The organism is Pseudoalteromonas obscura (genome assembly GCF_030135505.1).
In the GTDB taxonomy this organism is placed as follows: Bacteria; Pseudomonadota; Gammaproteobacteria; order Enterobacterales; family Alteromonadaceae; genus Pseudoalteromonas; species Pseudoalteromonas obscura.
Genome location: NZ_JASJUT010000005.1, coordinates 135,313 through 156,002 on the forward strand (window position 1 = coordinate 135,313; position 20,690 = coordinate 156,002).

Below are 20,690 nucleotides of genomic sequence, written 5' to 3' on the forward strand. Positions count from 1 at the left end.
TTAATTGTTTGAATTATCTAGGTGTGGGCATTGAGAATGTTTTTAATTTTTTGAATTTGATTGATCGCATGCAGATTGTCGCCATGAACACAAAGTGTATCAGCGGGTAAGAATAGTGTTTTCCCTGTGGCCGTTAAGACAGACTGTTTTGTAGCAAGTAGATCAACTTGCTCCAGCAATTTCTCTTCATTGTGCACGGCATTAGGCTGTGCTCTAGGGGTGAGCAGTCCGTCATCGGTATAAAGTCTATCCGCAAACGCTTCTAGCAGAATATCCACTTTATATTGGTCTGCTAAGTTTTTGTGCTGCTCTGCCTGCGCCGTGGCGAGTAGCATTAACTTGAGATTTGAAGGATAAATGCTTAGCGCTTCGAGCAATGTTTCCAGTATAGATGCATCGCGCATCATATCGTTATAGAGGGCACCATGTGGTTTGACATAGGTGAGCTGCATTCCTGCTATATTAGCCATGCCTTCAAGTGCGGCAACTTGATAGTGAATGCAATGGATCAGGTCTTGCTTTGCCATATTCAATGAGCGACGACCAAATCCTTGTAAGTCTGGGTAACTTGGGTGTGCACCAATACTAACTGAGTGCTCCTTAGCAAGAGCCAAAGTTTGCGCCATAACGCTTGGGTCGCCAGCATGAAAGCCACATGCAATATTTGCCATATCAATATGGGGCATGACATCGACATCAAGCCCCATTTTCCAAGCACCAAAACTTTCGCCCAAATCGCAGTTTAATAACATGCCAACCTACTTTCTAATTATTGTATTAACAGATCCATATCCGGCCTATCAGTGACCAACATATGTTGTGGACTATTGATAATACACAATTCTGGCGCTGCGCGGGTAATTGCGAGATGAGCGGTTAAACTGGTTGTCCAAAATACAGGGTGTTTGTGTTCAGGAATAAAAATGGGGTCGCCAAAATTGGGTTTGCTGAGATTGTTGATACCGATGTCAGCGGGGTTGCCAAAATGGACGGGGATCCCGTGTGGTACGCGGCTGATGCTGCCAGCTTGAATTGCCCGAATAATCTCTTTGGTGTCCATCGGTCTTAGGCAAACAACCTTATTGCTCTTAAATGGACCCACAGGTTGGCTTGGTATATCACTGATGTACATAGGCAAAGTATGCGCAGGGCTAGAAGTGGAGGTATCAAAGCCAAATGAATTGAGGACATAATCAAACGCTACGTAGCTGGCAAGTGCGAAAGTGACAAAATCTGTTCGCCAAATTTTTGTGATATTGGTGACTTCATCAACCAATTGACCGTCTTTTAGCACACGATATTTTGGCACATCGCTGCGTATATCAATATTGCTGCCCAGCGGGTCTAAGCGAAAATCCCCTTCATTGATACTGGTTGCAAGTAATGGGCAACAATCATGGTTGTTTTGACAGTACTTTTGAAAATCAAAAGCATATGCTTTAGGTAAAATCACAATATTACATTGTGTGAAGCCGGGCACAAACCCATTGGTTGGACCTGAGTAGTCTCCGGCTCTGATCATTTCACGAATCGCGTTAGGTGCCGTTAAGGACGCCTTAGGATCCATATTGCCCTCACTAAATTGTAGAAGTCTCTATATTTACGCAGGGCTTGTACTTGGACAATGCCTATCACTCAAGGTTAATGCTCACCGGCAGTTGCCCAAGCGCTTTAGCTTTACCGACAATCACTTTTGCAAGTGCAGTATAGGCAGGCCCGCGCACATCATTTTCTGTTGCTACATCCACATTATAGGCATAGCTTGCTAAAATCGCCTGATTGTATAGTGCATATTTTGCAATTTCGTACGGTGCACGCAAACTTATAAATATACTCGCTTTTTGGTGAGAGTGAGCATATTGCATGAGCTCTAATAGTGCCTTGGGTTGCTGCTGCTTTGATACTTCATATTCGGTAAGTTCAACAAGGTCATCCATCCCTCCAATTTCGGCAGCGCTTTGCTGTGGTGATGCATGTGCGCTGATCACCCAATCGGCTGCTAAAATCGCATTTTTTGCTCGTTCAGGCTTGAATGCTTGTAAGCTGGTAATGCTGATCTTGATATCTTTGTCGACTTCACTGAGCAAAGCTTGTTTTAATGCAGTGGCTTTTTGCCTATCAGGCATTATCAAATGAATATGTGCACCGTCTTTGATATTCAAAGGTAACAATGCCTTATTTTTAACCTCAGTGATGGCGGCAAGCGCTAAATCTGCTTCTATTTTTCGGTGTTGTGGGTTGCCAAGGGTCGCCTTTGCGATGGCTGGACTGGGTGTCCAATTATGTTTGATGAATGACGCTTTTAATTTGTCTATGCGTGCTTTGGATAGCAATAGTTCTTGTTGGTCCAGTTGACCTGACTGTGCAGCTTCATGCAGTGCACTGAAAAAAGATTGAAATGCTTTGATGTCTTCAGGTGTGCGCACTTGGATCGGCATCAAGGCAATGTCAACCCCAGCTTTGAACGTTTCGATTACAGCATCTAGCGGTGAGAAAAAATCACTGATCCCTGCCATATCAAGCGCATCGGTAATGGTGACACCTTGATAATTCATTTTCCCTCTGAGCAGGTCATGCATAATTGCCCTAGACATGGTTGCTGGACGGAGCATTTTTTCACCTTGTTTGTTTGTCACTGTGCTGCTATCAAGGGCGGGGTATTGGATGTGGGCTGTCATGATCATGCCCGGCTGTTGTCGATTAATTATATGCTCGAAGGGATACAAATCTTGTTGTTTTATCTGTGCGAGAGTGTGTGCAACCTTTGGCAAACCAGTGTGACTGTCAACGTGAGTATCGCCGTGCCCTGGGAAGTGTTTCAGCGCAGAAATGACGCCGTGCTGCTCAAATGCTTTAACCTGTGCAGCACCTAATATCGCGACTCGGTCTGGATCTTCACCAAATGAGCGTACATTGATGACAGGATTCAATGGGTTGGCGTTGACATCTACGGTCGGGGCAAAGTTTACATTGATCCCCAGACTACTCAGTTCTTTGGCAATAGTTGTAGCGACACTCGTCGCATATTTCTCACCATGTGTTTTATAGGTTGCGCCAATACTCATATTGCCAGTAAAAGAAGTGGCTTCAGCTCGATTAATGCGGGCTACACGCCCCCCTTCTTGATCGATAGAAATGAACAAGGGCGTGTCACTCGCTCGTTGTAAATCCTTGGTCAGAGACACTATTTGTTCAGTTTGCTGTACGTTTTCAGCAAACAAAATCACGCCACCGATGTGGTATTGTTTGAGTAATGTCGCCAATTCGGGCGGCAATTGTGTCATCGGTTGGCGGCAGTGTGTAGGCGCGGTGTTGTTGCAAAAATAACGTAAGTCCAGCATGAGCTTTTGTCCAATTACTTTGCGAAAGTCTACTTGGGGGTCGCTGGCACTGACTGCTGTACTGATTGTCATAATACTAATTAAACCTAGTTGTTTGAGAAAGTTGAGTATACGCACGTCATCAAATTATAAATTTTTTGCCTACTTTACCATGCAAACATATGAGTGGAGAGTTTTACTCGCTAAATTTCATGTGCTTTTACTCGACTGGTGCGGGATCAGAACAGGTGCTTTTCGAATTGAAACAAACCACTTTAACAGGGCTTTGTTGACGATAACAAAGCCCTCAAATTGCCATATATTGTTTTTTACAATGAAGACTGGGTTTATAGATCTGGTTTAATGTGCGCGCAATAACAGTTTATTCATATTGTGCGCTCACCGTTGTTGAGCGCAGATTCCAGTGTATTGGAGCATGTCAAGTCGTGCTTAGAACGTCAGTTTCGGCTATTTTGCCGCGCTACCAACATCCAGTTTGTCGAACCATTCCAAAAACTCTTGCACTTGCTCCCCTTGATATAACTTACCGTGATTTGGCGCGAGTATATTAATGTCTAACTCTTTGACTCGTGCAATCCAGTTTGATTTGGCTTGGTTGGAAGGCATCCAGCGTTTATGGAACTGCTCTATTTCTTTGATGTGCTTTGAAAAATCCTCTACATATTTGGCATCATTTTGTGTTTTGATGGCTGCGCCAACATTGGCGCTCATAAGGATTTTTGCCGCTGGGTCATAAAGTTGGAAGTTGCCTGCAGAGTGCAAATAGTGGGCGGGAAGTAACCGCAAACGAACACCGCCTAGTTGAATTTCACCGCCCTCATCATTTATTCCTTCGAAGTGCAGGTTGTCGAGATCAAAGTGTTCTATGAATCGATCCCATAATGCCGGAGCATATAATGTTGCGTTAGAAATAGCCTTATCCCATAGGCTGAGTGTGGCAATGATATCGGGATCTTGGTGAGAGGCAAACAATGTCGTCAATTTGTCGAGTTCAGTATGTTGTAAAATAGCCGCTAACATAGGAGAAAAAAGCTCTATCCCGCCAGGGTCCATAAGCATGGATTCGTGCTGAGTGTGAACAAAGTATTGATTGACACAGCCCTGGGTATTTATTGCCGAACCATTGCACTCAAGCATCATCCAGCTGTGTGTTTTGGCTTTGTATAATTCCGCTAGTTTCACCTTAGTACTCCCCGTAGTGTATGAATTTCACTTAAGTTGTAGACAACCGCAGTTTTAATTGTTTTGGCAGCGCTGGCGATAAAGTCTGATACAGATTGCAAACTGTCACTAAAATCCCCGGCATTTGTCGCTTCAACACGACTGGTGACGGCAATGTACTCTGCACTTTGCATTTGTTTTTGGATATCTTCGAAGTGGTTTTCTAGCTCGCTGAGTGCATGAGATAATTGCGATGCGGCACGTCGCTGCGATTTCAACGCCTGCTGATACATACTCTCTACTTGGGTTGATTTCATCTGCGATTTTAGGATGGTCATTTGATGATAGTACTGGCTACTACGAACCAACTTGAGTGCCTTGTTAAATAGCTGATTAGATAGATCTGCTATTTTGGTTGTTGAATTTATGGTCTGCTCAGAAAACTCATCGATAAAGTTGGTGATGGGCTTAAATCCAAGCGCAGCATCACCAGCCCTTAACGCAACCACACGCGCATTTTTTGCGGTCAATGATAGGTTTTTGGCTTGCGTTAATATGGATTCCAAATTTGCGATTATTTGTGCCACTCGAACAAAGTTTTCAACAACTTTTGTGTCGTCGCTTAAGGTCATCATAGGCTGTTTCCGATATTCTCACCCCTATTAGATTTAGGACAAAAGCCAGTTAAATTCCAGAAATATAAATAATCTATTTGTCAGCACTTACTGTAAAAGTTGCACAACAGTGTCTACGCTTAGTGAATATTGCAAATTCATTTCTAACTTAGTGATTTCGCGCGAACGCATATGAATCGACTCACTCAAAAACTTTTACTTAGCTTTTTTTTTCTTCTAGTCGGTTTGTCATTTGGTATCCAAATTAGTCAATTTGTTGAAAATTGGTTATTCACTGAAGCTGGACACTATGGCAATGAGTCATTGATTGAGCTATTTAACTATTTTTCTCTCGCGATAACAGGCTTTGTAATGGCCGTGGTGTTAGGGGGAGGGGTAATTTACTTGGCTCGTAAAAAGCAACAGGAAATTGGTTTTGGAGAGCATGGTGAGCTCTATTATGAAGTATTTAGAGAATCTTTAAACGGCCAATTTTTAGTGTGTGAAAACGGCACCTTATATGCGGTAAGTCAGGGCTTTTGCAGACAACTTGCAGAACCTGAGGAAGCGCTTACGGCCATAGGCTTAAAAGGCTTGATTGATGAACGAAGCTTTGAGCGTTTTGTATTGTGGCAAAGTGAGGGGGAGGATTTTGAACAACTATCTTTTGAATTAAACAATTCTGAAGGCAAGCAAAAAGAATTGGTAGTAAGTCTCAATCACACCCACTTAACTGGTGTGTATTTGGGTCAGCTGGTGGATGTTGACAAACAAAGCGAGCTACAAAAGCAGCATGAATTACTGGCAATTACACTTAGTTCAGTAGGTGATGGTGTAATTTGCACAGATACCAATAATCGAATTACTTTTATGAATCCCGTTGCGGAAGCTGTACTGGCGCTGTTAACTGATGAAGTTAAAGGGCAGGCTTTTGAAGAAGTGGTGCCATTGTTTCAAGAAGACAGCAAAGAGCCAATTGATGATCCAATGCGTCAATCAATGACGGAATTACAAACGGTTTGTTTAAATGAATTAATCTGCTTTCGTAATCATTTGGGACTAGATTTTGCGATCGAGGTGTGTTGCTCACCTATCTTTTTACGTGGCGATAAAATAGCTGGTGCCGTGCTGGTATTCCAAGATGTGACAGAGTCCCGCTTGCTGAGGAAAAAGATGAATCATTTGGCGCACCATGATGCGTTAACAGGTTTGCCAAACAGGTTACTGTTGCAAGATAGACTGGTGCAATCATGTAAAAGGGCAAAGCGGCATAAACATCAATTTGCGCTCATTTTTTTAGACTTAAACAAATTTAAGGCAATAAATGATTCGTTAGGACACGATAATGGTGACGAATTATTGAAGCAAGTAGCTAAACGATTAACTGCCAGTATTAGAGCCTGTGATACCGTATCTCGTATTGGCGGAGACGAGTTTGTTCTACTTATCGATAGCATGGAAGATAGACGACACGTTCGCCTTGTCGTAGACAAAGTATTTCAGGCATCTGGTGGTCACTATGAGCTAAGAGCGACTCAAGTAAATGTATCATTTAGTGCTGGAGTTGCATTGTACCCCGATGATGGGGAAAACGCAGACTCACTGATGAAAAGCGCAGATACCGCCATGTATAGGGCAAAAAAAGTAGGTCATTCAAACTATCAATTTTATTGTCCCGAGCTAGATAAAGAGGCTGAGCTGTATCTTGAAAAAGAAACGGCGATGATACAAGCACTACATCAAAAAGCTTTCTTACCGCACTTTCAGCCAATATTGAATGCGCAGACTTTAGTGATTGAAAAGCTGGAAGTACTGGCTCGCTGGCAGTGTGGTGATGAGTTGATAGTTGCTGAACAATTCGTAGATGTAGCAGAAAGTGCGGGGATAAACGGCCATTTGAGTATGTATGTTTTCGAGTTGGCCATCCCCCAATTTGTAACTTGGTCTGAGCGTTACCCTAATTTGCAGCTGTGTTTAAATTTATCGATAAAACACTTATTAAATGGCATGTTTAGTGAACAATTGATGACCCTGTTGGAGAAGTATCAGCTAAAACCGCAGCAGTTTGAGTTAGAAATAGCTGAGCAACCATTGCTTGAACGAGCTGATGAACTAACGGCAACGCTTGACTCGTTGCGCCAGCTTGGATTTCACCTAGCCATTGATGATTTTGGTGTAGGGCATACAAACCCAAGCTTGCTTAGGGAGTTACATTTTGATTCGATTAAAATTGATCCAAGCTTCGTCAATGAGATTGGAGGCGCGGAGCACCAAGATGATCTTGCGATGGTGATGATAAATATTGCAAAGAGTCTTGGCGTGAATTGCATAGCGGAAGGTGTCGAATGTGAACTACAAGCCAAAGCTTTGGCGGAAAATGGGTGTGATCAATTACAAGGGCATTTTTTTTCTAAGCCAGTGCCAAGTTCGGAAGTTGACCTGCTACTAGAAAAAAGTTTTAAACAATCAAGCGATCTATAATTCTTTTTACTCAATGCTGCAGCTACCCCCAACAAAATTTTATTTTTTTGTGCTGATAAAGGGGGGAATTGGTTGTTGCGAGCGAATACGGAAATAGAAGTAGCGATAAAAATACCTCTGTTGCAATATGTGCAATTTTTAAACCGGGGAAGCGCACATTTGTAAGCGCTCTGTATGCTTTATTTCATAGATTATTAGGCGTATTTATTAAGTTAGTAATATCGCTCTATATACGGTCTCAAAGTTGTTTTTTGTGCGTAAAAATCAATAATTATTGTTTGGTATAGATATGGGTAAAAGCCGTGTTTTTACAAGGCCTATAGCGCTGTCTTTAATTGTTCACAATGCTTATGAGATTATGTCATTAAGCATTCATAAATATGTTTAAAAATTAGTTGACTTAGAGGGGCATCCCTATAAGATGAACATAGACAGAATTTCGGTCAGTGTTTATAAATCTCCATTACGTTGTTGTATAAGTGTTAGCTTGTAGTAGTACCGTCCTGAAGTTTTATCACCGGCAAAATTTAGGTCTATGCGCCCACAAGGGCATAGGTTTGCCAGTTTATAAAAATGGATTCTCTTTAAGCAGTGTAGAATTTGCTTTTAAGGATTGGCATTTATATTTTTTATCAGGATTTATTATTATGTCTAATACTTTAACAGGTACAGTAAAGTGGTTTAACGAGTCAAAAGGCTTTGGTTTTATCGCTCAGGAAAATGGCCCAGATGTATTTGCACACTTCAGTGCAATCAAAGGCGATGGTTTCCGTACTCTAGCTGAAGGCGAGCGTGTAGAATTTAAACTTACTACAGGCCAAAAAGGTCCTCAAGCTGAGGAAATCGTTAAGCTGTAACTGTCACAGTTTTAACAAATAAAAAAGGCAAGCTTAGCTTGCCTTTTTTATTGCCTGTGACCCGTCCTAAATAGCGTTGGCATATTTCAAACTTTTTATAAAAAACTACCTTTCCTACATCGACGCTTCTTACGCCCCTTTGACAGATACCCTGTACCTTTTTATTCCATCAAAGTTTGCCCTTTTATTTTAGTGTCATAAATATGATGAATAATGTAGATATCTAGATTGTCGACAATTTATTGGTTTGCAGGTTGACGTTAACGTAAAGTGTATCTATATTGTTGGCATTCGGTAAATACAACTGTGTGGCTTTTAAATGGTTTTTTTTAAAGAGCAAGCTGTAACCTCTTCAGATAAAACATATTTTCAGTTGAGAGAGGAAATAGTAGAAGGTGCGATCCCGGCTGGAGCTAAGCTCAGTGAAGTTGAATTGTCGACAAAGTATGAGGTCAGTCGAGCAGTTATTCGAGAAGCCATTAACCGCTTAGAAGCATGTAACATTGTTGAGCGCAAAGCCAATGTAGGTGCGCGTGTCGTAACGCTTACGAAAGATGGGCTGCTTGAGTTATATCAGATCCGAGAAGCATTGGAGGGTATGGCTGCAAGGCTTGCTGCGCAAAATATGCCTGAGGCTGAGATTTATGAACTCAGTAGCTTGTTGGAGGGGCAGCAAGATGAGGTCAGACAAAGCCACACTTATTATCAAGAAGCGGGTGATTTAGATTTTCACTATCGAATAATTGTCGGTAGCAAAAATCAGCAACTGATCACTATGTTAAGTAATGGTATTTACCACTTGGCTAGGATGTACCGAGTCCAGTTGGGAATGACCGGACCTCGAGTTACAACGGCTTATGACGAGCACAAGCATATTGTAAGAGCAATTTCTAATCGAGATGGCGAATTGGCCGAAATTTTGATGCGGCGCCATATCCAATATTCTAAAAATAATATTGCCGTCAAGCTAACTAAAATGAAGTAAACATCACAGGAGAATACACCATCATGAGTGCAGGAAAAAAATTTCGTGACGCGTTAAATGCAAATCAGCCTTTACAAATTGTGGGAACTATCAATGCTTACAGCGCAATAATGGCAAAGCAAATTGGTCACCAAGCAATATACTTATCTGGTGGTGGTGTTGCTAATGCATCTTATGGTCTACCTGATCTTGGGATGACTTCACTCAACGATGTGATTGCAGATGTACAGCGTATTACGTCGGCATGTGATCTGCCTCTAATGGTAGATATCGATACTGGTTGGGGTGGTGCGTTTAACATTGCTAAAACAATCAGAGACATGGAAAAGGCGGGTGCTGCAGCCGTACATATTGAAGATCAAGTAGCGCAAAAGCGCTGTGGTCACAGACCAAATAAAGAAATAGTGTCTACTGAGGAAATGGTCGACCGTATTAAAGCGGCCGTTGATGCTCGCACAGATAAAGACTTTTTTATTATGGCGCGTACCGACGCGTTTGCACAAGAAGGGCTTGATGCTGCGATAGCACGTGCTAAAGCGTATGTTGAAGCAGGTGCAGATGGCATTTTTGCAGAAGCTATTCAAACTGAAGAGCATTACAGAGCTTTTTCAGAAGCATTAGATGTGCCTATTTTGGCGAACATGACTGAGTTTGGTAAGACCGAGTTATGGAATAAAAAAGAGCTAGCTGATTGGGGTGTAGGCATGGTCCTCTATCCGCTTAGTGCATTCCGCGCGATGAATAAAGCTGCTGAGTTGGTGTATCGAACATTATTGAATGACGGTGACCAAAAAGCAGTGGTCGACACTATGCAGACTCGTATGGATTTATATGATTACCTTGGTTATCACGAGTACGAACAAAAGCTCGATGCATTATTCGCCGAAGGTAAGAACAAGTAACTAACAGTATAGAGCGTGCACAGGTGCGCTCATAATAAAGATTTAAAATTCAGCAGGTAAAAATTTCAGGAGAAAGTTATGGCTAAAGTACTAAGTGGTGCAGGTCTGCGTGGTCAAGTTGCAGGGAAAACTGCGTTATCAACAGTTGGAAAATCAGGTTCAGGGTTAACTTATCGCGGTTATGATGTAAAAGATCTTGCCGAAAACTGTCAATTCGAAGAAGTTGCATACTTAATTCTAAAAGGCAAACTACCTAACCAAAGTGAGTTAGATGAATATAAAGCACTACTTAAATCAATGCGTGGCCTGCCGGTTGCGCTAAAAGATGTATTAGAGCGTATTCCTGCTGATGCACACCCAATGGATGTACTTCGTACAGGTTGTTCAATGCTTGGTAATCTAGAAGGTGAAGCTAGTTTCGATGAGCAGGGTAAAGTGACTGATCGTATGCTTGCCTGTTTCCCTAGCATCATTTGTTACTGGTATCGATTTAGTCATGACGGTGTACGCGTTGACGTTGAAACAGATGATGATTCAATTGGCGCTCATTTCTTACACCTATTACGCGGCGAAAAACCATCAGAGCTTCACGAGCGTGTTATGCACGTATCTCTTATTCTTTATGCAGAGCACGAATTCAATGCATCGACGTTTACAGCTCGTGTTTGCGCGTCAACGTTATCTGATATGCATTCTTGTGTTACTGGTGCAATCGGCTCTTTACGTGGTCCTCTTCATGGTGGTGCCAACGAAGCGGCGATGGAAATGATTGAACGCTTTGAGTCAGCGGAACATGCTGAGCAAGAAATGATGGGTATGTTAGAGCGTAAAGAAAAAATCATGGGCTTTGGTCACGCGATTTATTCAGAATCTGATCCACGTAACGAAATCATCAAAACTTGGTCTGAAAAGCTTGCAGCGGACGTTGGTGACTCGGTGCTTTACCCAGTCTCAGTGCGCTGCGAAGAAGTGATGTGGCGTGAGAAAAAGTTGTTCTGTAATGCGGATTTCTTCCATGCATCTGCATATAACTTCATGGGTATTCCAACTAAATTATTTACGCCAATTTTTGTGATGTCTCGTTTAACAGGTTGGGCTGCGCATGTTATGGAACAGCGTGCTGACAACCGTATTATCCGTCCTTCAGCTGAATATACCGGCGAAGAGCTTCGTCCAGTGCCTGCTATTGCAGAGCGTTAATACTCGCGACTTTAACAACCTGTTTTAGTCGCCGACATGGAGCACTTAGTAAGTGCTCCATGTTGAGTACACCGTCACTTCTCCAGTTGGAAAGCAGTTATGAATACCCAATACCGTAAACGATTACCTGATTCGACCCTATGCTACTATGATACGCGCGAGGCCATAGAGGCGATAAAGCCGGGTGCCTATGTCGAGCTACCCTACACTTCAAAAGTACTAGCAGAAAACTTAGTTCGCAGAGCTGAACCTGAAAAACTTAATGATTATTTAACGCAAATAGTCGAACGTCGTCGAGATCTTGATTTCCCATGGTTTCCAGCTCGTGTTGTCTGTCATGATATCCTTGGTCAAACTGCCCTTGTTGATTTGGCGGGTTTGCGCGATGCGATTGCAGCTAAAGGGGGCGATCCGGCGAAAGTGAATCCAGTTGTGCCGACGCAGTTAATTGTCGACCACAGTTTAGCCGTTGAGCATGCAGGTTTTGAAGAAAACGCGTTTGAAAAAAACCGCGCGATAGAAGACCGTCGCAACGACGACCGTTTTCACTTCATTAACTGGACCAAAACCGCGTTTAAAAACGTGGACGTGATCCCACCTGGAAACGGTATTCTGCATCAAATCAATTTAGAGAAAATGTCGCCAGTTATTCAAGCGCGCGATGGTGTTGCGTTCCCTGACACATTGGTGGGGACTGACAGCCATACCCCGCATGTAGACGCGTTAGGCGTGATTGCAATCGGTGTCGGCGGCCTTGAAGCTGAAAGTGTCATGTTAGGACGTGCGTCCTATATGCGCTTACCTGATATTGTTGGTGTTGAGTTAGTTGGCAAGCGTCAACCTGGGATCACTGCGACAGATATTGTACTGGCGATCACCGAATTTTTACGAAATGAAAAAGTCGTTTCGACCTATTTAGAGTTTTTTGGGGAAGGAGCTAATGACCTCACCCTAGGTGACCGTGCAACCATTTCAAATATGACACCAGAATATGGCGCAACGGCGGCAATGTTCTACATTGACCAAAAGACCATAGACTATCTAAAACTAACAGGCCGTGATGACGAGCAGGTAGAGTTGGTAGAGCAGTATGCAAAGTTGACTGGGCTATGGGCGGATTCAATGACAGAAGCTAAGTACGAGCGAGTACTTAAGTTTGACTTGTCGAGTGTGGGTCGTAATTTAGCAGGTCCTTCAAATCCACATCGTCGTGTCGCTACGCAAGATTTAGCCAAACAAGGCATAGTTGCAGATTACGAAAAGTCTGAAGATCAAATGCCTGATGGTGCTGTGATCATCGCAGCTATCACCAGTTGTACTAACACCAGTAACCCGAGAAATGTGGTCGCAGCGGGCCTGTTGGCGAGAAATGCAAATAAGCTAGGCCTTAAGCGTAAACCTTGGGTAAAAACTTCGTTTGCTCCGGGTTCGAAGGCAGTGCGCTCTTATATGACAGAGGCAGACCTATTACCTGAATTAGAAGCGTTAGGTTTTGGTATCGTAGCGTTTGCATGTACAACTTGTAACGGAATGAGCGGTGCACTTGATCCTAAGATCCAACAAGAAGTGATTGATAGAGATCTTTATGCAACGGCCGTTTTATCTGGCAACCGTAATTTTGATGGTCGGATCCACCCATATGCTAAACAGGCGTTCTTGGCTTCGCCTCCTTTGGTTGTCGCGTATGCAATAGCTGGTAGTGTGCGTTTTGATATTGAGCAAGATGTATTGGGTCATGACCAAGCAGGCAACCCGGTGACACTGAAAGACATTTGGCCTAGCGATGAAGAAATTGATGCAGTGATAGCTAAGAGTGTTAAACCTCAGCAATTTAGAGAAGTATATGACCCGATGTTTAACTTGAGCGTTGATTACGGAGAGGACAATGACCCTCTGTATGATTGGCGTGAAATGAGTACCTATATTCGTCGTCCTCCATACTGGGAAGGTGCGCTTGCTGGTGAGCGAACAATGAAAGGAATGAGGCCTTTGGCTATCTTAGGGGATAACATCACAACAGATCACCTTTCTCCTTCTAATGCAATAATGGCAAGCAGTGCGGCGGGTGAATACCTAGCCAAAATGGGGCTGCCTGAGGAAGACTTTAACTCATACGCAACTCACCGCGGTGATCACTTAACCGCTCAGCGAGCTACTTTTGCTAACCCGAAATTACTTAATGAAATGGTTAAGGAAAACGGGGACGTGAAACAAGGTTCTTTAGCACGTGTAGAGCCAGAAGGGCAGGTTACGCGAATGTGGGAAGCGATTGAGACCTATATGGACAGAAAGCAGCCGCTGATCATTGTTGCTGGTGCAGATTATGGTCAAGGTTCTTCACGTGACTGGGCAGCCAAGGGGGTTCGTCTTGCGGGTGTTGAAGTGATTGTTGCTGAAGGGTTCGAGCGTATTCACAGAACTAACTTGATTGGTATGGGTGTACTTCCGCTTGAATTTAAATCTGGCACGACAAGACTGACGCTTGGCTTAGATGGTACTGAAACTTATGACGTAATTGGTGAGCGTACACCAGGCACGACACTAACTCTGGTGATAAACCGCCAAAATGGTGAGCGTGTTGAAGTGGCAGTAACATGCCGATTAGATACCGCTGAAGAAGTATCAATTTATGAAGCTGGTGGCGTGTTGCAGCGTTTTGCGAAGGACTTTTTAGAGGCTAACGCTTAATTAAAATCATCAAATTAAACCCAAGCTTAGCTTGGGTTTATTGTTAGGAAGGACTATGAGTTTCAAACCACAAATCAAAATACCCGCAACTTATATGCGCGGTGGAACGTCAAAAGGCGTCTTTTTTAATTTAGAAGATTTACCGAAAGGGGCACAGGTTGCCGGTAAGTTGCGGGATGATATCTTACTGCGGGTCATTGGTAGTCCAGATCCTTATGGTAAGCAAACCGATGGCATGGGCGGTGCTACGTCAAGCACGAGTAAAACAGTAATTTTATCAAAAAGCACACAAGCAGATCACGATGTTGATTACCTTTTTGGCCAAGTCGCAATTGATAAAGCGTTTATTGATTGGAGTGGCAATTGCGGCAACTTAACCGCTGCTGTAGGTGCTTTTGCTATCAGCAATGGCCTAGTTGATCGAGCGCGAGTACCTGAAAATGGTGTGGCAATTGTACGAATTTGGCAGGCTAACATTGGTAAAACCATTGTCGCTCATATCCCAGTGACAAATGGTGAAGTGCAAGAGACGGGTGACTTCGAACTTGACGGTGTGACTTTCCCCGCAGCAGAAGTTGTGGTCGAATTTCTGGACCCGGCAGATGCCGATGCAGATATGTTCCCAAGTGGTAACTTGGTAGACGTGTTAGAGGTGCCTGGCGAGGGGGCTTTTGATGTGACCATGATAAATGCAGGAATTCCAACGCTCTTTTTCAAAGCAAATGATTTAGGCTTTGACGGTGTTGAGTTGCAAGAAGCGATAAACGGTGACGATAAAACGTTGCTGAGACTCGAAAAAATCCGCGCTTACGGTGCCTTAAAAATGGGCTTAATCAAGGACCTTGAAGAAGCAAAGGTTCGGCAGCACACACCAAAAATTGCATTTGTGAGTGGTGCTAAAGGGTACACTGCATCTAGTGGTAAGGTCGTTGATGCACAAGAGATAGACCTCAATGTGCGTGCCTTATCTATGGGGAAACTGCACCATGCTATGATGGGGACTGCGGCGGTTGCAATTGCGACTGCGGCCGCAATACCTGGGACTATTGTCAATGAAGCTGCTGGTGGCGGTCAACGAAATCAAGTTACATTTGGACACCCATCGGGCACGCTTAAGGTTGGCGCAGAAGCTGAGCAAAGCGACCAAAGATGGTTGGCGAAAAAAGCCATTATGAGCCGCAGTGCCAGAGTCTTAATGGAGGGGGTTGTTCGTATCCCAGATCCAGAATAATAATCAAGGGTTTAAGACGACATGTCTTGAACCCTAATTTTCCTCACATCCTATCAAATTAACAATTCATCAATTTTAAAAAACGTTTGGAGATCTCATGCTAGAAGCTGTTATTTCTCTCGCAGTCACGGCTTTTTTACTTTTAGGTTCACCTGGCCCTGCCCCCTTAGCACTGGCTGCTGTTGGCGCAAGTTCAGGGGTAAAAGCGGGGACGCCTTTTCTCTTCGGTATTTTGGCTGGTCTCTCAGTTGCTATTGTGGCCGCAGCAACAGGGCTGGGGGCACTATTGCTCAGTTTCCCTCAGTTGACAAAAAGTTTGCAAATAGCCGCGTTACTTTATTTATTTTATGTCGCTTATAAAATCGCAACCAACCGCAGTGGCCTTTCTAGCGCAGGAGACAAAACTGTTGGGTTCTTAGACGGGTTCATTTTGAATTTATTTAACCCCAAAGCATATGCAGCATGCATTGCGATATTCGCCAATACATCAATTCCTGTGGCGTCTCAGGTTCAAGCAAGTGCAATTGCCGCCTTAGTATTGTTTTTGGTCGCCGTGATTGCTGATTCCCTGTGGCTTTATTTTGGTGGGATCTTGCACCGTGTAGTAAAAACACCGCAGCAACTTAAGTATTTAAGACTATTTTTTGCGAGTTTATTAGTTTTACTTTTAGTGTATGTCATTCTATCCTCAAACTTAGCTTAACTTTATAAAAAACGGCAAGTTATGTGGATATCTAAAGAGCAGTTTATCGGCAATGTTCAGACCCTTCTCAGTGCAAAAAAAAGCACAGTAGCTAAGGCTGAGATCAAAGCAATGGTGGATTACTTAGGAAAGGTGACAGGCGTATTCAGTAGTACAGATATGAACACTTCTGAAAAAGCACAAACTGCATCAGGGGTTGCTATTTCACCAGTTCAAGCTGCCAAATGCTTTGAAGAAACGGTACGTACTCAAGTGTTCTGTCAGGGGGTTGCCCAAGCAATACAAGATAAAATGACCCACAATTTGTCCCCTGTTCGGGTTTTATACGCTGGCACTGGGCCGTATGCAACGCTTTTGCTCCCTCTTTTGGCTGCAAGTGATAACCTACCGCTGGAGATCACTTTAATTGATATTCACGAAGAGAATATCAATGCGGTGAATAAGCTAATTAACCATTTTGGTTTAGAGCACTACAATATAAGTGTCATTCAGGAGGATGCCACGTTATGGCAAAAGCCACCATCTCAGAGTGACTTTGATATTGTGATATCAGAAACGATGACAGCATTACTTAAGCGAGAGCCACAGGTCTATATATTTAAACACCTAGTACGGTATTTGAAGCCTTGCGGAGTGATGATACCGGAAGAAGTGAGTCTCAAAGCTTGGTTAGCTAAAGTAGAAGGTGAGCGACAAAGCACTCAATTGCTGGGTGAATTTTTTCGACTAGATAAGCAAACGTCACATGCTTTGAGCCAAGGGGATCTCGGGTATTTTAAGTCAAACTTGATGATCCCAAACGGAGATTGGTCAGGCTACACAGTTAAACTTACAACGGATATTACAGTCTATTGCAATTTAACTCTAACGGAAGGGGATTGCAGTTTGAATATCGCCTTTAACTTTAGTCCTTACGATGTTGTTCTTGAGCAAAATCACCCCATTCGTTTTGAATATGTTGCTCCACAAAGCCCTGATTTTTCAATATTATTTCCCAAAGCACAGTGGCAAGTTAGCAGTTACACTTTGCCCGATAGCAGTGAGCTGGGCAAATTGGGCTTAGTGCATTTAAAACGAACGTTTCAAAGAGCATATATGATAAAGCGAGGAGAACGTTTTACTATTGCACCACATGAGTGGCATGCTGAATTAGGCTTGTACGAAATGCTGGGGCTGAGCTGTGCTCAAGTGTCGTCAAAAATGTATGAACTAGAAAGTTTTGCTGAGTTTGAAGCTTGGGTAGAGGCGCAGGTCGGTAAGCTGTCAGAAACGCAAACCCAATCAATCAACACTACATTTCACGCTAATTTGGTTATGTCTGAACGGGATTAAAACTGAGCTTGCATAGACATTTCAAGAGATTGTTCATCATCACTTTGCTCTTGATAACGTGCTTTGACAAAAAAGCTATGATTGACAAAGTATTTGCCTTCAACGAGTAAATGAGACTCGTTGCTGCCTAAACCGAGCGCAAAGTGTTGGTTAAAATAGTAGTTAGCGACAAAGTTGTTGTGATTTTTGCTGCTAGAGTTTTCATGTGTCAGATCCAGCGTGAAATATTGTTGATCTCCCAGATGCCGGAAATAGCGCACTTCAACTTGCCAGTTTTCAAATTCGTCATCACTGACAAGTGTTGTGCCTACATAAGAATTGGTGTCAATATCAATATTTAATTGGCCTTGCAGCCAAGTTATATCGTCACCGCTTGCTTGACGTTGATGGCGCACACTGAGCTTTAAACTATCGTAAAATAAATAACCAAGACCTAGGGTGTTGTTATCGCTAGTATCGCCAAGATCTTCAATGCTCGCAGTGGCAAACCAGTTGGCAATAAATAACTCACCCTCTACGCCTGAAAATACATTGCGTTCGGTATTATTGTATGTGAATCGAATATTGGAGTCGGTATCTAGGTAGCCGAAATCGTCCCAAACCCAAAAATAAGCTTGTGGCGCGAAATAGTAGTGTGTACTCAATTGTAACGTTTGCGTGTCAGCATCTTCTAACTTGGTGTAAGTGGCTTGATTAAACCATGTTTTTTCCGACTGCGCATAACTATACGAGGTCATGATGCTTAAGAGCATAATTGTAAGTAATTTCAAAGGGTTTACCATTTCTTATACTTTATTTAATGTGCAGTTTGATGAGAGCGTTTAACTTTAATGATAGTCGATTTAATAAAATGTGCGTGATAGTCCATTATGAACTATTGTAAAAAGGGCATTGTTTACTTAATTTTTACTTTTCAAGTTGGGACGGGCAATGAGCGAATTCCACGGTATTTCAGTGGGCACGGAACGCCGGGACTTTGGACTATTACTCAGTTTTAAAGCGGTTGGTCGATTGACTCACAAAGACTATGTCGTCGTTTTACCTATTGTTGATCAAGTCGTATCACAATATAGGAATGGCGAAATTTACGTGCTGATAGATATAACTGAATTGACCGGGTGGGAAGTGGGAGAGGCTGTGACAGACATTCGTCTTGCCTTTCAATACAGTGATCAGTTTAAGAAAACGGCCGTGATCGGCTGTACGAAATGGCAGCGGATCACCTCCATTGTAGGAGGTTGGATATTAGGAGGAACAACCCGTTATTTTTCAGAAGTACATGCCGCGCAAAAATGGTTGAATCACAGTTGAAAAATGCGCTTTTTAATGAGATTCACTCTTGATCTAGAATACTTTTTCCGACAAAAATAGCAAAACCATGAGTGTTATAGAGGAAGTTTTCGATGGCAAGTGTCTTGATCACAGGTGCAAATCGAGGGATCGGTTTGGCGTTGGTGAATATTTATCTAGCGTGTGGCTGGCATGTATACGCGACGGCAAGAAACCCAAACTCAGCTAAAGAGTTACAACAATTGAGCGCCCAACAACAAGATGAGCTGTTAGATATTCTCCCTTTAGACGTAACCGATTACGAGCAGCTTCATCATCTCGCGCTGTCCCTAGCCTCTCGGCCTATTGACGTGGTAATCAATAATGCTGGTTTGTACGGACCAAAAGGCTATGGTTTTGGCAATTGTGATGTAGATGCGTGGCGCAGTGTAATGGAGGTTAATGCGATTGCTCCAGCAAAGCTTGCAGAAGCGTTTTACCCAAATTTATGCTTGGGTGAGCGCAAAGTATTTGCGGCGGTTTCTTCACGAGTTGGCAGTCATACGGAAAATACCAAAGGTGGCGGTTATATTTATCGTAGCTCAAAAGCTGCTTTAAACTCAGTCGTTAAAAGTTTGTCCAATGACTTATTACCTGAGGGGATCAAAACTGTTGCTTTACACCCCGGTTGGGTTAAAACAGAAATGGGTGGACCAAATGCGCTTATTTCAGCGCAAGAGTCAGCTCTGGGGCTCAAACGTGTCATAGATAATTTATCCGACTCAGACAGTGGGAGCTTCTTGAGTTTCGATGGCAGCCATATCCCTTGGTAGATTCGCGAAGTGCAACACCCCAATACCTAATAAAACCCAATTAGGGCCATCGTTTTTTATAAATTTCTTAACCAAGGTGAAAATTTAATTGGAAATTATTTTCACCTTTAATTATGTATGTTTAGACGTTTTTTATAAAAATATTTATTTGTAACCCATTAATATTTAAAAGAAATTTTAGCTTTTGTTTTACACGAAGTTGATGTTTGTGTAGCATTGCATTTAAGAAAAGCTTATCTATGATGGGACACACTTTGAGCACATGTAATCAAGAAGGGAAGCTGCGATCAAATCAAGCTCAGCTAGAAGTGCAATATGGACTGAGTACTTTAAGCAACGAAACAAAGCTAGCTCAAGCGCAGTTGGGTAAACCGATGGCGGTATTTGAAAACCAAGTCACTAACTGCAATTGGGAAAGTGGTAAAACAGCAATCCCATTTATAAAACTTTTAGATATATTAATGATTTGCGGATCATCAATTGACAATTATTGTCGATTTTTGCGTGGTTTTGACCAAGTGGAGAAAAAGTAATCCGACCAGCTTATTTTTATTTGATGATTCGCTGGTAAGCATTGATACAAAAAAGTAAAGATAAAGCCCACAAATTGATGTGGGCTTTTTAATTAAACGTCGTAATTACTGACACTTAATTGTTGCATATAGCTGGTAACACTGGTTTTTACTACCGGTGCTTTTGTAAGTCCATGACTTCCCATACCAATCGTAATTTGCGTACGATGACTCATCTTCACCACAAGTGATTGTGCTACCACTTACTTCTTGGTTGTGGCCGCGCTCTTCACAAAATTGATTACCGTTTGTTGGACCAACAAAAAACTGTTGTAGGCGGCCATTTACCCATACGCGAGGACTGTAATAAGTTACAACACCTGAAGCGAATACGCCTTGGCTTGCAGCAATTGTTACTTCAGCTTTCTCAAATGCAACGTTACTATTTTCAGCACTTTCAAGTTCAACAGTATTTGCAGCAGCTACACTTGAAAGACCAGCAAAAACACTCGCGATCACTAACTTTTTCATTTTATTTTCCTTAGTTGATTTATAATTGCCTGTTCCATTAAACGGTTCAA

General features: G+C 42.7%; 19 protein-coding genes. 12 read left to right on the forward strand and 7 right to left on the reverse strand.

Annotation, left to right across the window (positions count from 1 at the left end; genetic code table 11):
- Window positions 1-17: 17 nt before the first annotated feature.
- The 5 genes from QNM18_RS13830 to QNM18_RS13850 form a co-directional block, all read right to left on the reverse strand.
- Window positions 18-752 (reverse strand): 5-oxoprolinase subunit PxpA, encoded by a 735-nt coding sequence (locus QNM18_RS13830; protein ID WP_284137559.1) that lies wholly within the window; start codon window positions 750-752, stop codon window positions 18-20.
- A gap of 17 nt (window positions 753-769) precedes the next feature.
- Complete coding sequence (locus tag QNM18_RS13835) at window positions 770-1,567, reverse strand: D-glutamate cyclase family protein (RefSeq protein WP_284137560.1); 798 nt, start codon at window positions 1,565-1,567, stop codon at window positions 770-772.
- A gap of 64 nt (window positions 1,568-1,631) precedes the next feature.
- Window positions 1,632-3,413 (reverse strand): glycoside hydrolase family 3 protein, encoded by a 1,782-nt coding sequence (locus QNM18_RS13840; protein ID WP_284137561.1) that lies wholly within the window; start codon window positions 3,411-3,413, stop codon window positions 1,632-1,634.
- A gap of 375 nt (window positions 3,414-3,788) precedes the next feature.
- The gene (locus tag QNM18_RS13845; RefSeq protein ID WP_211011614.1) at window positions 3,789-4,523 is read right to left on the reverse strand and encodes an oxygen-binding di-iron domain-containing protein; all 735 of its coding nucleotides are present in this window, start codon (window positions 4,521-4,523) and stop codon (window positions 3,789-3,791) included.
- The gene (locus QNM18_RS13850; protein WP_211011613.1) at window positions 4,520-5,137 is read right to left on the reverse strand and encodes a chemotaxis protein; all 618 of its coding nucleotides are present in this window, start codon (window positions 5,135-5,137) and stop codon (window positions 4,520-4,522) included. Before QNM18_RS13850 ends, QNM18_RS13845 begins: the two co-directional genes overlap by 4 nt.
- 171 nt (window positions 5,138-5,308) lie before the next feature.
- Here QNM18_RS13850 and QNM18_RS13855 point away from each other — a divergent pair, with 171 nt between their 5' ends.
- From QNM18_RS13855 to QNM18_RS13895, 9 genes are all read left to right on the forward strand, one after another.
- Entirely contained in the window at window positions 5,309-7,597 is a 2,289-nt protein-coding gene (locus QNM18_RS13855) for a putative bifunctional diguanylate cyclase/phosphodiesterase (protein ID WP_211011612.1), read from the forward strand.
- 647 nt (window positions 7,598-8,244) lie between these two features.
- Window positions 8,245-8,454: a cold-shock protein gene (locus QNM18_RS13860; protein ID WP_023398377.1), complete on the forward strand. Its 210-nt coding sequence runs from the start codon at window positions 8,245-8,247 to the stop codon at window positions 8,452-8,454.
- Between the two features lie 319 nt (window positions 8,455-8,773).
- Complete coding sequence (locus QNM18_RS13865; protein WP_284137562.1) at window positions 8,774-9,439, forward strand: GntR family transcriptional regulator; 666 nt, start codon at window positions 8,774-8,776, stop codon at window positions 9,437-9,439.
- Window positions 9,440-9,462: 23 nt separating this feature from the next.
- Window positions 9,463-10,341 (forward strand): methylisocitrate lyase, encoded by an 879-nt coding sequence (gene prpB, locus QNM18_RS13870; RefSeq protein WP_023398379.1) that lies wholly within the window; start codon window positions 9,463-9,465, stop codon window positions 10,339-10,341.
- A 78-nt stretch (window positions 10,342-10,419) separates the two neighbouring features.
- Window positions 10,420-11,541, forward strand: a complete 1,122-nt coding sequence (gene prpC / locus QNM18_RS13875) for a bifunctional 2-methylcitrate synthase/citrate synthase (RefSeq protein ID WP_211011610.1) — start codon at window positions 10,420-10,422, stop codon at window positions 11,539-11,541.
- 99 nt (window positions 11,542-11,640) lie between these two features.
- Window positions 11,641-14,229, forward strand: a complete 2,589-nt coding sequence (gene acnD / locus QNM18_RS13880; RefSeq protein ID WP_284137563.1) for a Fe/S-dependent 2-methylisocitrate dehydratase AcnD — start codon at window positions 11,641-11,643, stop codon at window positions 14,227-14,229.
- A 55-nt stretch (window positions 14,230-14,284) separates the two neighbouring features.
- Entirely contained in the window at window positions 14,285-15,460 is a 1,176-nt protein-coding gene (gene prpF / locus QNM18_RS13885) for a 2-methylaconitate cis-trans isomerase PrpF (protein ID WP_284137564.1), read from the forward strand.
- A 97-nt stretch (window positions 15,461-15,557) separates the two neighbouring features.
- A complete protein-coding gene (locus tag QNM18_RS13890) occupies window positions 15,558-16,163 on the forward strand; it encodes a LysE family translocator (protein ID WP_284137565.1) in 606 nt (201 codons plus the stop codon).
- Between the two features lie 21 nt (window positions 16,164-16,184).
- On the forward strand, window positions 16,185-17,495 hold the full coding sequence (locus QNM18_RS13895; RefSeq protein WP_284137566.1) for a methyltransferase domain-containing protein: 1,311 nt from the start codon (window positions 16,185-16,187) through the stop codon (window positions 17,493-17,495).
- On the opposite strand, the gene QNM18_RS13900 is transcribed toward QNM18_RS13895, so the two are convergent.
- The gene (locus QNM18_RS13900) at window positions 17,492-18,265 is read right to left on the reverse strand and encodes a putative porin (RefSeq protein WP_211011605.1); all 774 of its coding nucleotides are present in this window, start codon (window positions 18,263-18,265) and stop codon (window positions 17,492-17,494) included. The two genes, QNM18_RS13895 and QNM18_RS13900, sit on opposite strands and share 4 nt — an antisense overlap.
- A 160-nt stretch (window positions 18,266-18,425) precedes the next feature.
- Between QNM18_RS13900 and QNM18_RS13905 the strand changes: the two genes are divergently transcribed.
- From QNM18_RS13905 to QNM18_RS13915, 3 genes are all read left to right on the forward strand, one after another.
- A complete protein-coding gene (locus QNM18_RS13905; protein ID WP_284137567.1) occupies window positions 18,426-18,806 on the forward strand; it encodes a SpoIIAA family protein in 381 nt (126 codons plus the stop codon).
- Between the two features lie 92 nt (window positions 18,807-18,898).
- Complete coding sequence (locus QNM18_RS13910) at window positions 18,899-19,597, forward strand: SDR family oxidoreductase (RefSeq protein ID WP_284137568.1); 699 nt, start codon at window positions 18,899-18,901, stop codon at window positions 19,595-19,597.
- A gap of 254 nt (window positions 19,598-19,851) precedes the next feature.
- A complete protein-coding gene (locus QNM18_RS13915) occupies window positions 19,852-20,130 on the forward strand; it encodes a protein-tyrosine phosphatase family protein (RefSeq protein WP_211011602.1) in 279 nt (92 codons plus the stop codon).
- Between the two features lie 105 nt (window positions 20,131-20,235).
- On the opposite strand, the gene QNM18_RS13920 is transcribed toward QNM18_RS13915, so the two are convergent.
- A complete protein-coding gene (locus QNM18_RS13920) occupies window positions 20,236-20,640 on the reverse strand; it encodes a hypothetical protein (RefSeq protein ID WP_211011601.1) in 405 nt (134 codons plus the stop codon).
- Window positions 20,641-20,690: the final 50 nt, after the last annotated feature.